Genomic DNA, 19,872 nt, shown 5'->3' on the forward strand with positions numbered 1-19,872 from the left:
GTGACCGACCGGTCATGTCCGGGTTCAGCATCGGGCCGATAGGAGCGATGATTTCCAAGCCTGGAGGACGCTTGTGAGCCTGCCAAGAACCGTCGCTTTCGCGCTGGGCGCCGGGCTTCTTGCCCTGCCGGGCGCGGCAGCTGCGCACGTACCGTCAAAAGCCGGTTCTCCGGCTCAGCGGGTGATCGATCTGCCGCTCGGGGCCGGTATGCAGCGTGTCCTCTATGTCGCGCCGCCCCGCCCCCGCGCCACGCTTGTCATGCTGCCGGGAGGAACGGGAGAAGTCGGTATCGAGCGCGATGGCGGGCTGCGTCATGGCGACAATTTCGTTGTGCGAACGCGACTGGCCTGGGTGACGAGAGGCTATGCCGTCCTGATCCCGGACAGCATCGACCAGGCCAATATGCGCGGCGCGCGAAGCGCTGCGGCTTATGGCAGGCTGGTGGACGATCTGGCGCGCTATGCGCGCAGGCAGGCGGACGCGCCGGTGTTTCTGCTCGGCACGAGCCAGGGCACGATTGCCGCAACGAACGCGGCATCGCGCGCAGAGCCGGGCCTGCTTTCCGGGCTTGTCCTGACCGAAAGCGTCGCCGTTCCGGGGCGGCGAAGCACGGAAACCGTGTTCGATGCCGATCCGGGCAAAGTACGGGTTCCCGTTCTGGTGGTGGCCAACAGGGATGACGTTTGCGATGTCGCTCCCCCTGCGTTGGCGCCGCAAATCGCAGCTGCAATGGTACACGCACCAGGCGCTCGGGTCTTGACGGTCAGGGGCGGTGTGCAGCGTTCACCGCAGGCCTGCGGGTCGCTGTCGCCGCATGGCTATTATGGCATCGAGGCACAGGTCATCTCGAGAATCGCGGCCTGGATGCATCAGCACGGGGGATGACGTGATCGAATGAGGCTTGCCCGCTCCCTCGAACCCGCCTCTCTGGAACGTGGCTGGCGGCTTCGCGCCAGATAAGGGGGCAGGGTGGCGATATGCATCTGCCCGATATGGGAAGGCGCACATCGACGCCTTGCCCTTGCCCTTGCCCGAACGGGCAAATGATGGAACGGATCGGGCCATGACCGGACACAGTTTTCACCCGACCCTTCTTCGCGAATACGATGTGCGTGGCGTAGTCGGCGAGACGCTTCACGAGGCCGATGCATGGGTGCTGGGGCGTGCTTTTGCAGTTATGGTGGCCGAGGCGGGGCTCTCCAACGGCAAGATCGCCGTGTGTCGCGATGGCCGTCTCAGTTCACCGATGCTGGAGGCGGCGCTGGTGGAGGGCTTATGCGCCGGCGGGATCGATGTGGTGCGCATCGGCATGGGGCCGACGCCGATGCTCTATTTCGCCGAAGCCTCAACGCAGGAGGTGGTAGGCGGCATTCAGGTAACTGGCAGCCACAATCCCAAGGATCACAACGGTTTCAAGATAGTACTTGCGGGAAGACCGGTCTTCGGGGCCGATCTCCAGCGGATCGGTGAAATCGCGGCTTGCGGCTTCGGCATGGCGGCCTTCGGGGGTGCCGGGCAGCGGCTCGAATGCGCCGGGGGCTGTGTAAGCGAGGATATTCTCCCACGCTGGATCGAAGCGATCCTGAGGCGCCTCGGCCCCATGGAGCGCGAGGCCATGGCGGAGCTGCGGATCGGCTGGGATACCGGAAATGGCGCAGCCGGCCCCGCCATCGAGCTTCTGACCAGTCAGCTTCCCGGTGAACATCATCTGCTTTTCACCTCTGTCGATGGGACTTTCCCGAACCATCACCCGGACCCTTCCGAGGTGGAAAATCTGGCAGACCTGCAGGCGCTCGTCGTGGCCAAGAGCCTCCATTTCGGCTGCGCTTTCGATGGCGATGCCGATCGGCTGGGTGTGGTGGATGCTGCCGGGCGCTCGCTGGCAGGGGATCAGCTGCTGGCGATCTATGCGCTCGACCTGCTGCGGCGGCATCCCGGTGCGCAGATCGTCGCCGATATCAAGAGTTCTGCCGGGCTGGAGAGCCTGATCCGACAGGCCGGCGGACGCCTTGACCTGTGGAAGGCAGGTCATTCGCACATCAAATCCAGAATGAAGGCAACCGGCGCATTGCTGGGAGGAGAGACGACCGGGCACGTCTTTCTGGTCGAGAACTGGTACGGCTTCGACGACGGCGTTTGTGCAGCGGTGGAGCTTATCGCGGCACAGGCGCGGCTGGGGGAGAGCCTGACGCAGCTTCACGATGCGATGCCCATCAGCTTCGCGACGCCCGAGATCCGCGTACCGGTAACGGCCAGCCGAAAGTTCGCCATCGTTGACGAGGTTCGCGCGCGGCTGGAAGCCGGCGATACCGCGATGGTCGCGATCGACGGTGTGCGTGTGAACCGTGGCACGGGATGGTGGCTGCTGCGCGCCTCGAATACGCAGGAAGTCCTGTCTTTGCGGGCCGAGGCGACAGCGCCTGAAGGGCTGGAGGCGTTGCTCGCGGAAATCGAGGACCAGCTGGCGCTGTCCGGCTTGGCCGTAAATCTGCCGCGTATTTGATGTAAAAAGGGGAGCCGCAGGGGGCTCCCCCTTCTGCCGTCGTCACGATAGCGGTGGCGACAAGACCGGTATGATCAGGCGCCTACAGTAGTACTGCCGCCCGTACCGCCTGTCGCCACGCGCAGATTGTTCTGCACGTGCTTCACGCCTGAGACGTTGTCGATCACGTCTTCGGCGCGTCGCTTGGCCTGACGGCTCTCGACCGTACCGCTGAGCGTCACCTCGCCTTCGGCCACCGCCAGCGCGATGTTGCTGGCATCGAGCATCCAATCATGGGTGAGCGCATCGTTGGCATCTTCGCGGATGCGTTCGTCGGAGCGGGTATAGTCCGAGGGGCCGCGCCCCCTGTGATTGATGCTCTGGTCGGCTCTCTGGTCGCTGCGGTGGTCCTGCTGGCGCCGGGCGGCGGCATCGCGATCACCGAACCAGCTGGCGATCTCGTCACCCGCCCGCTCGAAAAAGCCGCGCTGCTCGCCATAACGCCGCCAGGAGCCATAGCCTTCATCGTTATCGTCGCGCGCCGAGCCGTAGTAGTCGCTGCGCATCAGACCGCCGCCGTAGTCGGGGCCGTAGGTGGGCCGGTAGCTGTAGCTGGGTGAGGCGCCGCCGACCGGGCGGCGCGAGGCGTAGAAATCGCGCCCGCCGTAATCTTCGCTGGTGAAGTCCCGGAACTCGTTGCCGAATCCGGCATCGTAATTGCGCATCGGATATACGGGCTCGCGGCGCGATGCTGTGTCTTCGGGCTCTGACCAGCGATCGCGGTGCGATTCTTCGCGGATCAGGCGATATTCGCCATCGCGCGGGTTGCTCAGGCTTTCGCTGCGGGTCTCGCGCGAGGGCGGCAGGTCGGGCGAGGCGCTGCCCTGACCCCAGCCGCCACCGGCCTGACGTTCTCCGGCCTGTCGTTCTCCCGCCTGTCGTTCACCGCCGGAGTGCAGCTGGTTGGCCTGTCGCGGGCTGTCATAGCCTTCGCTCTGGTTGCCGGCGCTTCCGGCGTAGGACTGATGGCTGCGGAAACGGCTGTCGATGTCGCGTCGGTTCATGACTCTCTCTCCACGTTTCGAGATTGGCTGATCGGAGCCGGTGCCCTCGAAAGGGCTCTTGCGGCCCCCCATGCTGTTTCAACGTGAAGGACCGCGAAGCGATCCACGGCTCGCCGCGTGCCGATGAAGGTTGAGCGCAAGGGCAGCGCTTCGGCAGGCTCTTGTCTTGCCCCGGAGGGCTTGCCACTTTCCCTGTGATGACCGATCCCGCGATCCTGTCTCCGGAAATTGCCGACTGGTTCGCCGCAAGAGGCTGGCAGCCGCGCCGTCACCAGACCGGCGTGCTGAAGGCTGAAGCAGCCGGACGCCACGCGCTGGTCATGGCCGATACCGGCGCAGGCAAGACACTGGCGGGATTCCTGCCGACACTGGCGGCGTTTTGCCCCTCGATGCTCGGCGATGCCGGACGCCCGGAAGGCCTGCACACGCTCTACGTGTCGCCGCTCAAGGCGCTGGCCCATGACGTCCAGCGCAACCTGCTGACGCCTGTCGCCGAAATGGGGCTCGACATGCGGATCGAGGCGCGCAGCGGCGACACGCCGAGCGAACGCAAGGCCCGCCAGCGTGCCCGCCCGCCGCATGTCCTGCTGACCACGCCCGAATCGCTCTCGCTGCTGCTGACCTATCCCGAGGCGCCGGAGCTGTTCGCGGGCCTCAAGCGCGTGGTGATCGACGAGATCCATGCCTTCGCCACGGGCAAGCGCGGCGATCTTCTCGCGCTCGCGCTCGGGCGTTTGCAGGCGCTGTCGCCTGACCTGTTGCGGGTCGGGCTGTCGGCGACGCTGGCCGATCCCGAAGGCTATCGCGGCTGGCTGGCGCCGTGGGGCGATATCGACACGGTGCAACTGGTCGAGGGTGACAGCGGCGCGCCGCCCGAGGTCGAGATCCTGCTGCCCGAGGAGGCGCGCATCCCGTGGAGCGGCCATGCCGCGACCTGGGCGATCCCGCAACTCTACCGGCAGATCCGCGATCACCGCACCACGCTGCTCTTCACCAACACGCGCTTTCTCGCCGAATATATCTTCCAGTCCTTGTGGGACGCCAACGACGATAACCTGCCGATCGCCATCCATCACGGTTCGCTCTCCAAGGAGGCGCGGCGCAAGGTGGAAGGGGCGATGGCGCGCGGTGAGCTGCGGGCGCTGGTCTGTACCGCCAGCCTCGATCTGGGCGTGGACTGGGGCGATATCGATCTGGTGGTGCAGATGGGCGCCCCCAAAGGTTCGTCGCGGCTGCTCCAGCGGATAGGGCGCGCCAATCACCGGCTCGACCAGCCGAGCCGGGCGCTGCTGGTGCCGGGCAACCGTTTCGAGTTCCTGGAGGCCTTCGCGGCGCAGGCGGCGGTCCATGCCGGGCAGCGCGATGGCGAGGGATTCCGGCCCGGTGGTCTCGACGTGCTCGCCCAGCACGTGATGGGCTGCATCTGCGCCGGGCCGCAGCGCGAGGGAGACCTGCTGGCCGAAGTCCGCTCGACGCTGGCCTATGCCTGGGTGGACGAGGGCGTGCTGGCGCGGGTGCTCGATTTCGTGGCCACCGGTGGCTATGCGCTGCGCGCCTATGATCGCTTTCGCCGGATCGTGCGGGAGCGGGGAGGGGATGGGGGAGAGGCCGTCTGGCGTCTTACCCATCCGGACCATGCCGCGCGACATCGCCTGAACGCGGGCATCATCGTCGATGCCGAAATGCTCGACGTGCGGTTTCGCAACGGGCGCTCGCTCGGCAAGGTCGAGGAAAATTTCGGGGCCAGCCTGAAGCCGGGTGATACCTTCCGGTTCGCCGGGCTCGATCTGGAAGTGGAAAGCCTGCGCGATCTCGAACTGGTGGTGCGTGCGGCAAAGCGCTCCGCGACGATCCCCAGCTACATGGGCGCGCGCATGCCGATCTCCACGCATCTGGCCGATCGCGTCCGGGCGATGCTGGCCGACCGGGCGGGCTGGGCACGCTTCCCCGACGATGTGCGCGAGTGGCTGGAAGTGCAGGACTGGCGCTCGCACCTGCCGGCACCGGGGCGCCTGCTGGTGGAGAGTTTCCCCCATCGCGGCCTTGCCTATACGACCTACTACACGTTCGAGGGCTGGAACGCGAACCAGTCGCTGGGGATGTTGATTACCCGGCGGATGGAGGATCGGGGGCTGGGACCGCTGGGCTTCGTCGCGACCGACTATGCGCTGTCGGTCTGGAGCCTGCACGTGGTCGACGATCCGGCCGCGCTGCTGTCGCCGGACATCCTGACGCACGAGTTCGTCGACTGGGTGCAGCAGTCGCACCTGTTGCGGCGGGCGTTCCGCGAGGTGGCGGTGATCTCCGGCCTCGTCGAGCGCCAGCAACCCGGCGCACGCAAGTCCGGGCGACAGGTGACGTTCTCGACCGACCTGATCTTCGATGTGCTCCAGCGGCACGAGCCCGATCATCTGCTGATCGAGGCGGCCTGGGCCGATGCCCGCCTGCGGATGACCGACGTGGCGCGCGTGGCGGACGTTCTCGACCGGGCGGCGCGCGAGGTCGATCATATCACGCTGGAGCGGATCAGTCCGCTGTCGGTGCCGGTACTCTCGATGATCGGGCGCGAGACGCTGCCGTCGGGCGCGGCGGATGAGGATCTGCTGATGGAGGCGGAAACGCTGGCCGGACTGGCGATGCGGATCGATCCTGTGGAGGTGCCGGAGGAGGGGTGAACCTCGGAGACGGTGGCCACCCCTGCGAAAGAAAAGGGGCGGATCGCTCCGCCCCCCTCCCACCTTGGACAAAGAAAAAGGGGCGGATCGCTCCGCCCCCCTCCCGCCTTGGACAAAGAAAAAGGGGCGGATCGCTCCGCCCCTTGATCTGCTTTCCGAAAGAAAAGCGCCGGATCGTTCGGCTTACTTGCCGAAGACCTGGTACTGTTCGTTACCCACGAAGCCGAACTTCGTGACGCCCGAAGCCTTGATGACCTGCAGCGTCTTGGCCGACAGATCGTAGCTGGCTTCTGCTTCCGGCTGGTACTGGAGCTCGGGCTCCGGGTCCATCCGGGTGGTGTCCGCCAGCGTCTTGGCGAGGGTGGGGCCGTCGATCGGGGTGCCGTTCCAGAGGATACGGTCGTCCTGGGTCAGAACGATCTTGTTCTTCACCGGGTTGATCGGCGGGGGGGTCGTCGTCTGGGAATTGACCGGGAGATCGATGTTGATCGAGTTGGTCGCAACCGGGATGGTGATGATGAACATGATGAGGAGCACGAGCATGACGTCGATCAACGGCGTCGTGTTCATGTCCATCATCGGCGATCCATCATCCTTGCCGCCTGACATTGCCATGAGATGTTACTCCTGTTCCGTCCTGCGGGGTCAGCCGTTCGGATCGACGGGGTTCGAAACGAAGCCGACGGTCGGATAACCGGCGAGCTGAACGTTGTAGATCGCACCTGCGACGCAGCGCCAGGGGGCCTGTACGTCGCCGCGGATCTGAACCTGCGGGATCCGTTCCGGATCATCCTTGAGGGCTTCGGGGCCGCCAGCGGCCTTGACGATGGCATCGAGGCGATCGAACGCCTGCTTCTGCAGCTCGTCCGAAGTCACCGGAACGATGTTGTTGATGTAGACGCGGCACTGGCCGTTGCGCGATGCACCCTCGAAACCGGGGTCGCTTGCGCTGCGACCGGAGTCGTCCGTGGTCGATACCGTCAGCAGCAGATTCTCGTTCTTGTCCTTCGATTCGACGGACTTGATGATCGGAATGTGCAGCTTCTGGATGGTCTGAATCGCGACCGGAACGGCGATGAGGAAGATGATCAGAAGCACCAGCATGACGTCAACGAGTGGCGTCGTGTTGATGTCGGACATCGGTGTTTCGGCACCGCCCCCGCCCGTGGAAATCGCCATAGTCTTATCCTAATCCTTGCGTTGCCTCGGGGAGAGGGCGACGGCTCCGCATGCATGGAGAGCCGTCGCTTCCTTCCCGTGGGGCCGGTTTGCGGAGCCTTGCTCCATCCCCGGCCCCCGGGTCGGCCTTACGACTTTGCCGGGGTCGAACCGGGCTTCGCCGGAGCCGCTGCGGGCTTCGGAGCAACCTTCGCCGGAGCAGCCGGGAGGGTCGGCTTGACGACGCCCTTCGAGGTGATGTTCGCGAGCACGTCGGTCGAGAAGCCGGTCAGCAGCTCGGCGATGCGCTTGTTGCGGCTCTGCAGGTAGTTGTACGCAAGAACGGCAGGAACGGCGACGATCAGGCCGAGTGCGGTCATGATCAGCGATTCACCGACGGGGCCGGCAACCTTGTCGATCGAGGCCGAACCGGCGAGACCGATGGCGATCAGCGCGCGGTAGATGCCGACGACGGTACCGAACAGACCGATGAACGGTGCGGTCGCGCCGACGGTGGCGAGGAAGGGCAGGCCGCCAGCGAGGCGAGCGTTGATCGAGGCTTCCGAACGGGCCAGCGAGCCGTGCAGCCACTCATGACCTTCAAGGGCGTCGGTCATCTTCGAGTGCTGGTCTTCAGCAGCGATGCCGTCCTCGACGATCTGACGCCAGGCGGTGTTCTTCTCCATCTTGGTCACGCCTTCGCGCAGCGTGGGCGCACGCCAGAACGAGCTGCGGACTTCGCGGTACTGGCGCATGATCTTGCCCTGCTCGAACCACTTGGTGAACAGGATGTAGAACGAGCCGAACGACATCACGCCCATGATGATGACGGTGGCGTACGAGATGAAGCCACCGGCCTGGACAGCTTCGACGAAACCGAACTTGTTCTGCGGCGCGGCCTCTCCGGCAGCGGCAAGAATATCCACGATAAGCATGCGATTTACCTCTCAAGAAGAATGCAGGGTGTGGTCCGGTTACAATCCCTTGGATGCCCGGACCCGGTAAACTTGGGTAACTTACTGGAGCTTGTAGACGATGGCCGTCGAATAGCCGCCCGAGGTCGGGCTGCCGGCATCGTCAAGCGCGGGGTTGAAGCGCGCATAGCGGCTCATACCGTCGCAAGCTGCCGAATCGAGATCCGGGCTGCCGCTCGAAGCCGTTACCGTACAGGACGACACACGACCGTCCGCTCCGATGGTAACCTTCAGGCCGACGCGGCCTTCGCGCTCTTCACGCGCTGCACGCGGCGGATAGGCATCCTGAATGCGCGCGGCCCAGCTGCTCTGACCCTTGGGGGTCGCGCCGCGGGCCTTGGAAGGCGCGGGCGGAGCCGGAGGTGCGGGCGGTCCCGGAGGAGCCGCGATCACGCTGACCGGCGCCGGGGGCGGGGCCTTGGCGACGACGGCCACCGGAGGAGGCGTCGGCGCGATGTTGATCGGCGGCGGCGGTGCCACGATCGGCGGAGCCGTCGGCGGCGGCGGTGTCTTCGGCTGCTCCTTGGGCGGCGGCGGTGGCGGCGGAGGCGGCGGAGGCGGCTCCGAAATATCCACGGCCGTCACCTTCTGGGCGACCTTCTGCAGCGCCGTATAGGCAAGCCCCGTGACGAGGGCATACCCTACGAGCACGTGGATCAGCGCCACAATGACAAGCGCGGTAACCTTGCTACCGCTCATTTGCTGGTCAGCGTAAGCCATTCAAACGCATCACTCCATTAACCATGCCCCGGACAAGCCGAGGGCGTCCACGGACACTCGCACAGACGAGCGCCATGACGAAACTCATTTTACCCACCCTGACGGCTGAACAGTCTGCCCCTCCAAAGATGCGAAGCCATGGTGAGGCGAACCGCGGGGCAATTGTTGTATTTCCACCCCGTTTGGCACAATTCTTAGCGAGGATGCCCCATGCGCGCAACGCCTTATCCACAGAGGGGCTGTTAACGTGCGATTCAGGTCGCCAAGCAAGGACTTGACGGGGTTTTCCGGTGCGCGCAGGCCGTGTGCGACGGTCTGTAGAATACTCAAGGAGTTTGATTAAGATGCCCTCCAACATGCGCTGTCTGCCGCGAGGCGCAAGCCGTCTGATTCTGCCGAATCTCATCGCCCTTGGGCTGGGATTGACAGTAACCGGCGGTGCCCTTCAGGCCCAGACGGTCGGCGCGCCCGAATCCGCTATCGCAGCATCGGGGCCGACATTCGCGGATGTCGCCGGGCTTGCCGATTCGGCCGGGATGGTCGTGCATGTGCAGGTGCGCAAGATCGCGCGGGTGGACGCTGCGCAGGCACCGGGCCTCGCGCCGGGATATGGCCGTTTCTATGTGCAGGCGCAGACGGTGGCGCTGCTGGTCGGTTCCGCGCCGCTGGGCGCGCAGGTCGCCTATCTGGTCGACCTGCCGCTCAACGAGCGCGGCAAGCCGGACAACATCAAGAAGCGCGACGTGCTGCTGTTCGCCCGCGCGGTGCCGGGGCGTCCGGGCGAACTCCAGCTGGTGACGCCGACCGCCCAGCAGATGTGGAGCCCGGAGGCGGATGCCCGCGTTCGCCAGATCCTGACGACGCTGGTCTCTCCCAACGCCCCGGTGAAGATCGAGGGCGTGCGCGAGATCATGTACGTGCCGGGCAACCTTGGCGGGCAGGGCGAGACGCAGATGTTCCTCAAGACGGCGAACAATTCGGCGGCCTCGATCACAGTCCACCACGAGCCGGGCGTCCCCGCCAGCTGGGGTGTCTCGTTCTCGGAACTGACCGCCGACCTCAGTCACCCCCCGCAGCCCGAGACGGTGGAATGGTATCGTCTCGCTTGTTTCCTGCCGCGCACGCTGGCACCGGGCGTCAATGTGTCGGACCCCGGCGATGCGCAGGCGCAGGCCGATGCCGACTATCGCTTCGTGTTGCAGCAGCTTGGACCGTGCCGTCGCAACCTGCATTGATCGCAACGCACAGGATGCGGTGCAGAGCATGAATCTTGCTCTGCATGCGTTGCCTCTGGAATTTTGCGGCTGTCTCGCCTAGGCGCGCAGCCGAAAGGGTTATTCATGTCAGAACCGTTGCATATCGCGCTGGCCGGGCTCGGCACTGTCGGGGCCGGAGTCGTCCGTCTCATCGAGACCAATGCCGATCTCATTTCGCGGCGCGCCCGCAGGCCGATTCGCATTACCGCCGTCAGCGCGCGCGACCGTACCAAGGATCGCGGCGTCGATCTGTCCTCCTATGAATGGGTCGACGATTCGGCGGCGCTGGCCGCGCGCGACGACGTGGACGTGGTGGTCGAGATGGTTGGCGGCTCGGATGGCCCGGCGCTCAGCCTGGCGCGTCAGGCGATCGCGGCGGGCAAGTCGCTGGTGACGGCGAACAAGGCGATGATCGCGCATCACGGTCTTGAGCTGGCCTCCGCTGCCGAGGCGAAGGGCGTCGCGCTCAAGTTCGAGGCGGCGGTCGCAGGCGGTATCCCGGTCATCAAGGGGCTGAGCGAAGGCGCCGCCGCCAACGAGATCGAGCGCGTCTACGGCATTCTCAACGGCACCTGCAATTACATCCTCTCGACCATGGAGGACACCGGGCGCAGCTTTGCCGAAGTGCTCGGCGAGGCGCAGAAGCTGGGCTATGCCGAAGCCGACCCGACTTTCGATGTCGAGGGGATCGATGCCGCGCACAAGCTCTCGATCCTGGCGGCGATCGCCTTCGGGTCGCGGCTGCGCTTCGATGCGGTGGAGACCATGGGCATTTCGCGCGTGCGCCCGGCCGACATCGCGCAGGCGCATTCGCTCGGCTATGTCATCCGCCTGATCGGCATGGCCGAACTGGACGCGACCGGCGGCACGCCGCGCCTGTTCCAGCGCGTGCGTCCGCATCTGGTCCCGCTCGACCACCCGCTGGCCCACGTCGACGGGGCGACCAATGCGGTTGTCGCCGAGGGCAACTTCATGGGCCGTCTGCTGTTTCAGGGCGCCGGTGCCGGTGACGGGCCGACCGCGAGCGCGGTGGTTGCCGACATCATCGATATCGCACGCGGCGAGAAGGGCGCGGCGTTCTCGATGCCGGCAGGTGAGCTGGGAGCGATGGATCCCGCCGATTCCGGCCACCGGCAGGGCCGCTCGTACATCCGCTTCACTGTGCCGGATCGTCCGGGCGTGCTGGCCGACATCACGGCAGCGATGCGCGATGCCGGTGTCTCGATCGAGAGCCTGATCCAGCAGAACCGTTCCGATGCGGGCGAGGTGCTGATCGCCATCGTCACGCACGAAGGGCCGGAGAGCGCCGTGAACGAGGCGCTGCGCATTCTCGATGGCTCGGACAGCCTGAGCGGCAAGCCGCTGGTGATGCAGATCGTCGGCTGATCGCTGCACACTCAGGGAATGGAAAAGGGGCGCGAGGTCTTGAGATCTCGCGCCCCTTTTCGTTTTCTGGATGGCCGCAGTCTTCAGGGCACTTTCATCTCGCCCCGGGCGATCTTGTCGGCATCGGAATCCGCAGGGGCCTGAGGGATGGATTTCAGATCTATCATGTAGACCGGTTCGGGCGTCTTGCCGATGCCGATGCAGGAGCCCCGCTTGCTGCAATCGGGAAGGCCGCTGACGTTGGGCGCGTGAAGTTGCCCGTCATCTGTGCCTTTCTTGCCGGTCGGATCCTCGTCCGTCGTCGAGGGAATGCGGTACTTATCCTTATCCGGCGCACACACGATGATCTCGCCGGGGCGCCCCGGATCGGCGCAGCGTTCGCGCGAGGTCTTGGGGACGAGCGACCCGCTCAGCAAATTCTGGGCAACGGCGCTATCGGTCTGCTGGACGGTCTGGTTTTCCTGCCCGAACGCGGGCTGGATCATCGTTGCGACCACCAGTGCGGCAGCCCCCAGATAAGCGGTGCTTCGTCTCGACAACTACACGTCCTCTGTTTAAGTCACACCCACCCTGTTTCCATGGCATAAACTGGAGAGAACATGCCCGGCAACCCGGCTTCTGCAAGTCCCGACACGTCGGTTGCTGCCAGTAACGTGCTGGACCGCGTTCTGGTTCTCGAAATGGTGCGGGTAACGGAAGCTGCAGCCATTGCTGCTTCCGGACTTATCGGCCGAGGAGACGAGCGGGCTGCCGATGCTGCCGCCGCCGAAGCCATGCGGGGCGCGCTCGACGATCTTTATATGGATGGCACCGTTGTTATCGGTGAGGGCGCACAGGGCGAAACGCCCGTGCTCTACGTCGGCGAGAAGGTGGGGGCAGCACCCGGCAAGGGGCCGAAGATCGATATCGCGCTCGATCCGCTGGAAGGCACGACGATCGCGGCGAAATCGGGGCCGAATTCGCTGGCGGTGCTGGCTGCGACGGAGGAAGGGGGGCTGCTCAACGCGCCCGACGTCTATATGGAGAAGATCGCAGTGGGGCCCGGCTACCCGGAAGGTGTCGTCAGCCTCAGCCGTACGCCGACCGAGAACGTGCGCGCGCTTGCGGAGGCTAAAGGGGTGCCTGCCGAAGAGATTCTGGTCTGCGTGCTCGATCGCCCCCGGCACGAGGCGTTGATCGCCGAACTGCGCGAAGTGGGCTGCGGGGTCCAGCTGATCCCCGATGGCGATATCGCCGGGGTGATCGCCGTGACCGACGAGGAAACAACGGTCGACATGTACATGGGCAGCGGCGGTGCGCCCGAAGGGGTGCTGGCGGCGGCGGCATTGCGCTGTGTCGGCGGGCAGATGGAAGGCCGGTTGCTGTTCCGCAACGAGGACGAGCGTCTCCGCGCGCGACAGTCCGGTATCGAGGATCTCGACCGGATCTATGCACTGACCGATCTGGCGCGCGGGGACTGCATCTTCGCCGCGACCGGCGTGACCCACGGCTCTCTGCTGGGCGGGGTCAAGCGCCTGAAAGGTGGGAAGATGACGACACAGAGCGTGGTCATGCGCGCCAGTTCGGGCACGGTTCGCTGGATCCGGGGCGAGCACCGCTACTGAGCGGGGGCGGAGGCGTTCGCCCGCCTCCCACCATCGAAAAACCGCGGGTTCACTATTGCAATCCCGTGACTCATGGCTAGAGGCGTGCGCGTCCGGCGGGCGGTCGGGCCTGGAGCCGTTTCCGATCCGACTGCGTCGGCTCAACTGCTCTACGATTTTGGTTTATCGCATTTTCCGAGTCATCAGGTGATTTCCGCCTGATTAGAAAATGCTCTAGTCGGGGAATCGCCATGAAGATCATGTCAGGCAACAGCAACCTGCCGCTCGCGCGCGCGATCGCGGCCTATCTGGAACTGCCGTTGACCGATGCCAGCGTGCGTCGCTTCGCCGACGAGGAAGTCTTCGTCGAAATCCACGAGAACGTGCGTGGCGAGGACGTGTTCATCGTCCAGCCGACGAACTACCCCGCCAACGACAACCTGATGGAACTGCTGATCTGCATCGACGCGCTGCGCCGGGCCTCGGCGCGCCGCATCACTGCTGTCGTGCCGTACTTCGGCTATGCCCGTCAGGATCGCAAGCCGGGGCCGCGCACGCCGATCTCGGCCAAGCTGGTCGCCAACCTGATCACCGAGGCGGGTGCCGACCGCGTCCTGTCGGCCGATCTGCATGCCGGCCAGATCCAGGGCTTCTTCGATATCCCGACCGACAACCTGTTCGCAGCCCCTGTCATGGCAGCCGACATCCAGGCCCGCTATGGCGACCAGTCGCTGATGGTGGTCTCGCCCGACGTCGGCGGTGTGGTTCGCGCCCGTGCCCTCGCCAAGCGCCTCGACAACGCCCCGCTGGCGATCGTCGACAAGCGCCGCGACAAGCCCGGCCAGTCGGAAGTCATGAACATCATCGGCGATGTGAAAGGCCGCGCTTGCATCCTGATCGACGACATCATCGATTCGGGCGGCACGCTGTGCAACGCGGCGCAGGCGCTGATGGACGAGGGCGCCGCCAGCGTCACCGCCTACATCACCCATGGCGTGCTTTCGGGCGCTGCAGTCAGCCGCGTCACCAACTCGGCGCTCAAGGAACTGGTCATCACCGACTCGATCCAGGCGACCGATGCGGTCAAGGCTTCGGACAAGATCCGCGTGCTGACCATCGCGCCGCTGATCGGCGAGGCGATCCGCCGTATCGCCGACGAAAGCTCGGTCTCCAGCCTGTTCGACTGATTCCATTCCGCCTCTGGGAGCGCGCTCAGCGTTCCCAGGGACGACTTTCGCCCGGTTGCAGGCGCTTGAGCGCTTCCAGCCGGTGCGCCTGCCGGGATTCGAGACCCAGCGTCATGATCGGCTGCGGTGTGACCACGAACTGGCGCGGCGACATGCCGAACAGCTCGGTGAACTCGCGGATCAGGTGGCTTTCATCGTAATAGCGCAGTACGATGGCCTCGCCCTCGGCCTTGTCGGCGACGCCGCGCAAGTGGCTCGCCATGTCGAGCGCGCGGGCACGGCGCAGCACCTTCTTGGGTGACAGCCCGAAATCGCGCGCGACGACCCGCTCCAGCTTGCGTCGCTCCACCCCGCAGCGTGCGGCGGCTTCGGCGACCGTCATCGTCGGGTTGACGAAGGCCATTTCCTCGAAAGCGACGGTAACCGGATCGGGCAGCTTGCCGCCTGCCCGCGCAACGGCCTTGCGCAGATGGTTCTCGATCGTGGTGATCCAGTCCTCGGGCGAGCCATCCGGCGTCAGCGCGGCGATGATCGCTTCGGGGTCTACCGTCGAGGCATCGGTCGAACGGATGCGGTCCAGCGTGTCTGGCGGCAGGGGCGTGCCCAGCGCGGCGCAGGCGCCGGGGCGAAGATGGATGCCTACGCTGATGAAGCTGCCGGTGACGCTGATCGGCATCTTGCGGCGCTGCGGGCCGAAGAACATCGCCTCGCGTCGGGCGGTCAGCGGGCCATCGGCGGTTTCCGCCGCCCAGTTGCCCGCGAGCTGGATGCGCACGCAGGACACGTCGTTGAGCAGGCCGCAGGACAGCGTGTAATCGGCCGGCATATCGACCTTGGTCACGTAGAAGCGCCCGACGTAGGGCTCAAGGTCGGGCGCCGGGGCCCGGTTATAGGAGATCGGCTGGCCGTCTCGCGTAACTCCTTGAACGGGCTCGATCTGGCTATCGAGCGCCGGTGAGCGCTTATGCTGCATTCCCCTGATTCCGTCTTTTGCGACCCGCTATGTTACCGCGGAACACATAAGATAGAAAACCCTTTCCTTGCGGGCAATTAGGGAAATGTGCCGAGAAGCATTGGTTGCGGCTGCATTTTCTTACAGGTTCGATGGTAAATCTCGCTTTGGCGCCATCTGCCGTAGGGCCATCTGCCGTAGGGGTTGACCATGGCGTGGTGTCCGGCGCAGAGCACAGGGCATGAAGATCGACGCCGAACTCGCCCTCGCCCGCCGCCTTGCCGATGCTGCCGGCGATGCGATTCGCCCGCATTTCCGCAACAGCGTTCCGATCGAGACCAAGGGCGATGCCTCGCCGGTCACGCTGGCGGACCGCGCTGCCGAAGAGGCTATGCGCCGGATCATCAAGGCCGAGTTTCCGCGCGATGGCATCATCGGCGAGGAGTTCGGCACGGAGGAGGGCACCTCGGGCCGGACCTGGGTGCTTGATCCCATCGACGGCACCGTTTCGTTCATCGCCGGGCGGCCGATCTTCGGCACGCTGATCGCATTGCTCGTCGATGGCTGGCCGGTGATGGGGGTAATCGACCAGCCGATCCTGCGCGAACGCTGGATCGGCGCCACCGGGCGCGAGACGACCTTCAACGATCGCCCGATCCGCACGCGGCCCTGCCGCGAACTGTCGCAGGCGATGCTGGCGACCACCGGGCCGCACTATTTCGACAATCATCAGGGTGAGCACTTCATGGCGCTGGCCGCCAAGACCGATCACAAGCGCATGGTGATGGGCGGTGACTGCTATAACTACGGGTTGCTGGCGAGCGGTCATCTAGACGTGGTCTGCGAAGCCGGGCTCAAGCTGCACGATTGGGCGGCGCTGGTGCCGGTGGTCGAAGGCGCGGGCGGCACGATGTGCGATTGGAACGGCGAGCCGCTCAACGCCGACAGCGACGGCCATGTGCTGGCGATGGGCGATCCGGCGCGTCTGGAAGACGTGGTCGAGGCGCTGGTCTGCCACCACCACTGAGGCCGTTTCGGCGTGCCCCGGCGACGGCTCTTCGTCTATGGCACGCTGCAGCCGCAAGCCGGTACGCCGATGGCGCGCTGGCTGGCCGGGCGGACGATCGAGAGCGTCGCAGCCACCGTGCCGGGGCGACTATATGTAATCCCCGATCCTCGCGGCTGGTATCCGGCCGGGGTTGCCGCTGCCGAAGCCGAGATTGCCGGAGCGCTGTTGACGCTCGATCTCGCCGCAAGCGATCTTGCCCGTCTCGATCGCTACGAGGGGCGCGATTATCGCCGGACCATGGTGCGGGCGAAGGGCGCAGGGCTCGTCGCCGCGCAGGCGTGGCGATGGGATCGCGCACTGCCTGCGAGAGCAAGGCCGGTGCCGGGCGGCGATTTCCTGCGCTGGCTCGATCTGACCGGGCATCGTGCGTTCCGCTGATTGCCGTGCCGACAATCGCCGTGCTCCAGCGAATCTCTTGCTTTTGCCCGCAGACCACCTTATGGGCGCGCCCTTCATAGACACGCAATTCATGGCCCGCCTGGCGAAAAGGGCTGCCAGGGCTGGTTGGACGTGTCCCTGAACAGGAGACAAAAATGCCCAAGCTGAAGACCAAGAGCGGCGTCAAGAAGCGCTTCAAGCTCACTGCCACTGGCAAGATCAAGCATGGTGTGGCTGGCAAGCGCCACCGCCTCATGAGCCATAACGGCAAGTACATCCGCCAGAATCGCGGCACCGACGTCATTTCCGACGCCGATGCAAAGACGATCAAGAAGTGGGCGCCCTACGGGCTGAACTGAGGAGCGCTAGACTATGAGCCGTATCAAGAGGGGTGTAACCACCCGCGCCAAGCACAAGCGTATTCTGGACCAGGCCAAGGGTTACCGTGGCCGTCGCAAGAATACCATCCGCGTTGCCCGTCAGGCCGTCGAAAAGGCCGGCCAGTACGCCTATCGCGACCGCAAGGTTAAGAAGCGCACCTTCCGCGCCCTGTGGATCCAGCGCATCAACGCTGCCGTTCGCAACGAAGGCCTGACCTACTCGCAGTTCATGCACGGCGTTAAGCTGGCCGGCATCGAGCTCGACCGCAAGACCATGGCGGACCTCGCCATGAACGAAGGCGGCGTGTTCTCGACTGTGATTGCACAGGCGAAGGCTGCTCTTCCGGCCTGAACCGGCCGAACGGTTGAAGTGCTGGTTACAGGACTTTAATCGATACTCGGGGCTTGCTCCCGAGTACATGAGCGAAATAGATTAAGGCGTCAGAGGTCCTCTCTGGCGCCTTTTTCATTGTCAAAACAAGAAATATCACCATATCTTCCTGAAAGATAAGGGGAATAACGGGGATGACGGTCGCGCCCGATTACCGGGTCAGTATTCGCAGCTTTCCAGGCCCTGCGAGCCTGCGACCGTTCGTGGCCGAATTCGTGCTGTCCGACGTCGTTGTCGAGGGCGGCGGCATGATCGAGGATGTGCTGTTTCCCGACCTTGCGACGCTGCGCTTCAATCGCGGTCTTCGCGGTGAAGGCTGGATGCGCAATGGCGGCCATCTGGCCGATGGCGATTTCGTCGTGGTCGGCCCGCTGATGAACGACGTGCGATTCCGCATCGGCAGCTATCGCCAGTGGACCGTCGCGCTGACGCCGCTTGGCTGGGCGAGCTTCGTCGGGGTCTCTGCAGCGGACTATGCCAACCGCATGGCCGATGGCATGGCCGATCCGGTCTTTGCCCCTTTCCGCCCGCTGCGCTCCGCGATCTACGGACAGGCCTCGGATGCGCCGGGAGAACTGGAGCGCATCGTCACTTTCTTCGAGACCATGGCGCAGCAGAGCGAACCGCAGGCCGGGGCGATCGAGGCGATGCAGGCCGCGCTTGCCGATCCGGCGGTGGACAGCGTGGACATGCTGGCCGAGCGGCTGGGAATCGCCAAGCGCAGCATCGAGCGGCTGGCGCTGCGCTGTTTCGGTTTTCCGCCCAAGATGCTGCTGCGCCGGGCCCGTTTCGTACGCAGCCTGATCGACTTTTCGGGCGACCCTTCCGGTCGCTGGATCGGCGCGATCGATGCGGCCTATCACGATCAGGCCCACTTCGTGCGCGACTTCCGCGAATTCATGGGCATGACCCCGCGTGAATATGCCCAGCAGCCACATCCGATCAGCGGCGCGGTACTGCGTGAGCGGGCGCGGCTGGCGGCGCGGTTCTGATCGGGCGCTGCGCTGCTGACAGGGCTTCGCAAACACGTCTTGCCGTTTGCGCTTTGGCGGCATCCTTTCTAAGGACCGGCCTTCCGATCCTTTTGAACAACCAGCCAGGCAGACACCCATGGATTACGCAGCAACCGGCCAGGAGGCGATCGCGCGCATCGTCGCGGCCACCGATCTCGAAACGCTCGAGGCGCTGCGGGTGGAGTTTCTGGGCAAGCAGGGTTCGATCTCGGGCCTGCTCAAGACGCTGGGCAAGCTCGATCCCGAGGCCCGCAAGGTCGAAGGCCCCAAGATCCAGGGCCTGCGCGAAGATGTCAGCAATGCACTGACCGCCCGCAAGGACGCGCTGGAGAGCGCCGCGCTCGAAGCGCGCCTGGCGGCCGAGACGGTGGACCTTTCGCTGCCCGCGCCCGAAGCCCCGCGCGGTTCGGTCCACCCCATCGCGCAGGTGATGGACGAACTGGCCGAAATCTTCGCCGACATGGGCTTTGCCGTCGCCTCCGGTCCCGAAATCGAGGACGACTGGCACAACTTCACCGCGCTGAACATGCCCGAAAGCCATCCGGCGCGCGCGATGCACGACACTTTCTATTTCCCGGATCGCGACGAGGCGGGCCGCGAGATGCTGCTGCGCACGCACACCTCGCCGGTGCAGATGCGCACCATGCTCCAGCAGGGTGCTCCGCTTCGCATCATTGCGCCGGGCCGCGTCTATCGCTCGGACAGCGATGCCACGCACACGCCGATGTTCCATCAGGTCGAAGGTCTGGTGATCGACAAGGACGTGCATCTCGGCCACCTGAAGTGGACGCTGGAGACCTTCCTCAAGGCCTTCTTCGAGCGCGAGGATATCGTCCTGCGCCTGCGTCCCAGCTACTTCCCGTTCACCGAGCCCTCGATCGAGGTCGACATCGGCTATACGCTGATCAACGGCAAGCGCGTGGTCGGCGGCGATCCGTCCAAGGGTGAGGGCGGCTGGATGGAAGTGCTCGGCAGCGGCATGGTCAATCGCCGCGTCGTCGAGTTCGGCGGGCTTGACCCCGATCAGTGGCAGGGCTTCGCCTTCGGCATCGGCGTCGATCGCCTCGCCATGCTGAAATACGGCATGGACGATCTGCGCGCCTTCTTCGACGGCGATCATCGCTGGCTCAACCACTACGGTTTCTCCGCGCTCGACGTGCCGACCCTCTCGGGCGGTGTCGGCACCCCGGCCTGACGCGCGAC

The 19,872-nt window shown here is 65.2% G+C and carries 20 protein-coding genes; 13 read left to right on the forward strand and 7 right to left on the reverse strand.

Annotated elements, in window-relative coordinates; all coding sequences use genetic code 11:
* Positions 1–73: 73 nt before the first annotated feature.
* A complete protein-coding gene (locus tag AC3EC3_RS13405) occupies positions 74–886 on the forward strand; it encodes an alpha/beta hydrolase (protein WP_488490114.1) in 813 nt (270 codons plus the stop codon).
* Between the two features lie 178 nt (positions 887–1,064).
* Entirely contained in the window at positions 1,065–2,504 is a 1,440-nt protein-coding gene (pgmG, locus tag AC3EC3_RS13410; protein ID WP_488490115.1) for a phosphoglucomutase/phosphomannomutase PgmG, read from the forward strand.
* Positions 2,505–2,578: 74 nt separating this feature from the next.
* Here pgmG and AC3EC3_RS13415 read toward each other — a convergent pair whose 3' ends face one another.
* Positions 2,579–3,547 (reverse strand): BON domain-containing protein, encoded by a 969-nt coding sequence (locus AC3EC3_RS13415; RefSeq protein WP_488490116.1) that lies wholly within the window; start codon positions 3,545–3,547, stop codon positions 2,579–2,581.
* A gap of 197 nt (positions 3,548–3,744) precedes the next feature.
* Between AC3EC3_RS13415 and AC3EC3_RS13420 the strand changes: the two genes are divergently transcribed.
* Entirely contained in the window at positions 3,745–6,222 is a 2,478-nt protein-coding gene (locus AC3EC3_RS13420; RefSeq protein WP_488490117.1) for a ligase-associated DNA damage response DEXH box helicase, read from the forward strand.
* A gap of 183 nt (positions 6,223–6,405) precedes the next feature.
* Here AC3EC3_RS13420 and AC3EC3_RS13425 read toward each other — a convergent pair whose 3' ends face one another.
* The 4 genes from AC3EC3_RS13425 to AC3EC3_RS13440 all read right to left on the reverse strand — a co-directional run bounded on the left by AC3EC3_RS13425 (position 6,406) and on the right by AC3EC3_RS13440 (position 9,074).
* Positions 6,406–6,837, reverse strand: a complete 432-nt coding sequence (locus AC3EC3_RS13425; RefSeq protein WP_260926411.1) for an ExbD/TolR family protein — start codon at positions 6,835–6,837, stop codon at positions 6,406–6,408.
* A 30-nt stretch (positions 6,838–6,867) separates the two neighbouring features.
* Entirely contained in the window at positions 6,868–7,401 is a 534-nt protein-coding gene (locus AC3EC3_RS13430) for an ExbD/TolR family protein (RefSeq protein WP_488490118.1), read from the reverse strand.
* Positions 7,402–7,529: 128 nt separating this feature from the next.
* Positions 7,530–8,315, reverse strand: coding sequence for a MotA/TolQ/ExbB proton channel family protein (locus AC3EC3_RS13435; RefSeq protein WP_488490119.1), 786 nt, complete (start codon positions 8,313–8,315; stop codon positions 7,530–7,532).
* A gap of 81 nt (positions 8,316–8,396) precedes the next feature.
* Positions 8,397–9,074 (reverse strand): energy transducer TonB, encoded by a 678-nt coding sequence (locus AC3EC3_RS13440; protein ID WP_488490120.1) that lies wholly within the window; start codon positions 9,072–9,074, stop codon positions 8,397–8,399.
* A 344-nt stretch (positions 9,075–9,418) separates the two neighbouring features.
* Between AC3EC3_RS13440 and AC3EC3_RS13445 the strand changes: the two genes are divergently transcribed.
* The gene (locus AC3EC3_RS13445) at positions 9,419–10,309 is read left to right on the forward strand and encodes a hypothetical protein (protein WP_488490121.1); all 891 of its coding nucleotides are present in this window, start codon (positions 9,419–9,421) and stop codon (positions 10,307–10,309) included.
* 105 nt (positions 10,310–10,414) lie between these two features.
* Positions 10,415–11,716, forward strand: a complete 1,302-nt coding sequence (locus AC3EC3_RS13450; RefSeq protein ID WP_488490122.1) for a homoserine dehydrogenase — start codon at positions 10,415–10,417, stop codon at positions 11,714–11,716.
* Between the two features lie 83 nt (positions 11,717–11,799).
* Here the strand turns inward: AC3EC3_RS13450 and AC3EC3_RS13455 are convergent, their stop codons facing one another.
* The gene (locus tag AC3EC3_RS13455; protein WP_488490123.1) at positions 11,800–12,255 is read right to left on the reverse strand and encodes a hypothetical protein; all 456 of its coding nucleotides are present in this window, start codon (positions 12,253–12,255) and stop codon (positions 11,800–11,802) included.
* Positions 12,256–12,315: 60 nt separating this feature from the next.
* On the opposite strand from AC3EC3_RS13455, the gene glpX reads away from it, so the two are divergent.
* The gene (gene glpX / locus AC3EC3_RS13460) at positions 12,316–13,320 is read left to right on the forward strand and encodes a class II fructose-bisphosphatase (protein WP_488490124.1); all 1,005 of its coding nucleotides are present in this window, start codon (positions 12,316–12,318) and stop codon (positions 13,318–13,320) included.
* A gap of 230 nt (positions 13,321–13,550) precedes the next feature.
* On the forward strand, positions 13,551–14,486 hold the full coding sequence (locus AC3EC3_RS13465; RefSeq protein WP_260926424.1) for a ribose-phosphate pyrophosphokinase: 936 nt from the start codon (positions 13,551–13,553) through the stop codon (positions 14,484–14,486).
* A 25-nt stretch (positions 14,487–14,511) separates the two neighbouring features.
* Here the strand turns inward: AC3EC3_RS13465 and AC3EC3_RS13470 are convergent, their stop codons facing one another.
* A complete protein-coding gene (locus AC3EC3_RS13470; protein ID WP_488490125.1) occupies positions 14,512–15,459 on the reverse strand; it encodes a helix-turn-helix domain-containing protein in 948 nt (315 codons plus the stop codon).
* A gap of 220 nt (positions 15,460–15,679) precedes the next feature.
* Between AC3EC3_RS13470 and hisN the strand changes: the two genes are divergently transcribed.
* From hisN to pheS, 6 genes are all read left to right on the forward strand, one after another.
* The gene (gene hisN / locus AC3EC3_RS13475; RefSeq protein ID WP_488490126.1) at positions 15,680–16,465 is read left to right on the forward strand and encodes a histidinol-phosphatase; all 786 of its coding nucleotides are present in this window, start codon (positions 15,680–15,682) and stop codon (positions 16,463–16,465) included.
* A 12-nt stretch (positions 16,466–16,477) separates the two neighbouring features.
* Positions 16,478–16,885: a gamma-glutamylcyclotransferase family protein gene (locus tag AC3EC3_RS13480; protein WP_488490127.1), complete on the forward strand. Its 408-nt coding sequence runs from the start codon at positions 16,478–16,480 to the stop codon at positions 16,883–16,885.
* 155 nt (positions 16,886–17,040) lie between these two features.
* The gene (gene rpmI / locus AC3EC3_RS13485) at positions 17,041–17,244 is read left to right on the forward strand and encodes a 50S ribosomal protein L35 (protein WP_260926429.1); all 204 of its coding nucleotides are present in this window, start codon (positions 17,041–17,043) and stop codon (positions 17,242–17,244) included.
* A gap of 13 nt (positions 17,245–17,257) precedes the next feature.
* Positions 17,258–17,617, forward strand: coding sequence for a 50S ribosomal protein L20 (gene rplT, locus AC3EC3_RS13490; protein ID WP_260926430.1), 360 nt, complete (start codon positions 17,258–17,260; stop codon positions 17,615–17,617).
* 173 nt (positions 17,618–17,790) lie between these two features.
* The gene (locus tag AC3EC3_RS13495) at positions 17,791–18,648 is read left to right on the forward strand and encodes an AraC family transcriptional regulator (RefSeq protein ID WP_488490128.1); all 858 of its coding nucleotides are present in this window, start codon (positions 17,791–17,793) and stop codon (positions 18,646–18,648) included.
* 118 nt (positions 18,649–18,766) lie between these two features.
* Positions 18,767–19,864, forward strand: a complete 1,098-nt coding sequence (gene pheS / locus AC3EC3_RS13500) for a phenylalanine--tRNA ligase subunit alpha (RefSeq protein ID WP_488490129.1) — start codon at positions 18,767–18,769, stop codon at positions 19,862–19,864.
* Positions 19,865–19,872: the final 8 nt, after the last annotated feature.

The organism is Novosphingobium sp. BAM6 (assembly GCF_057784955.1).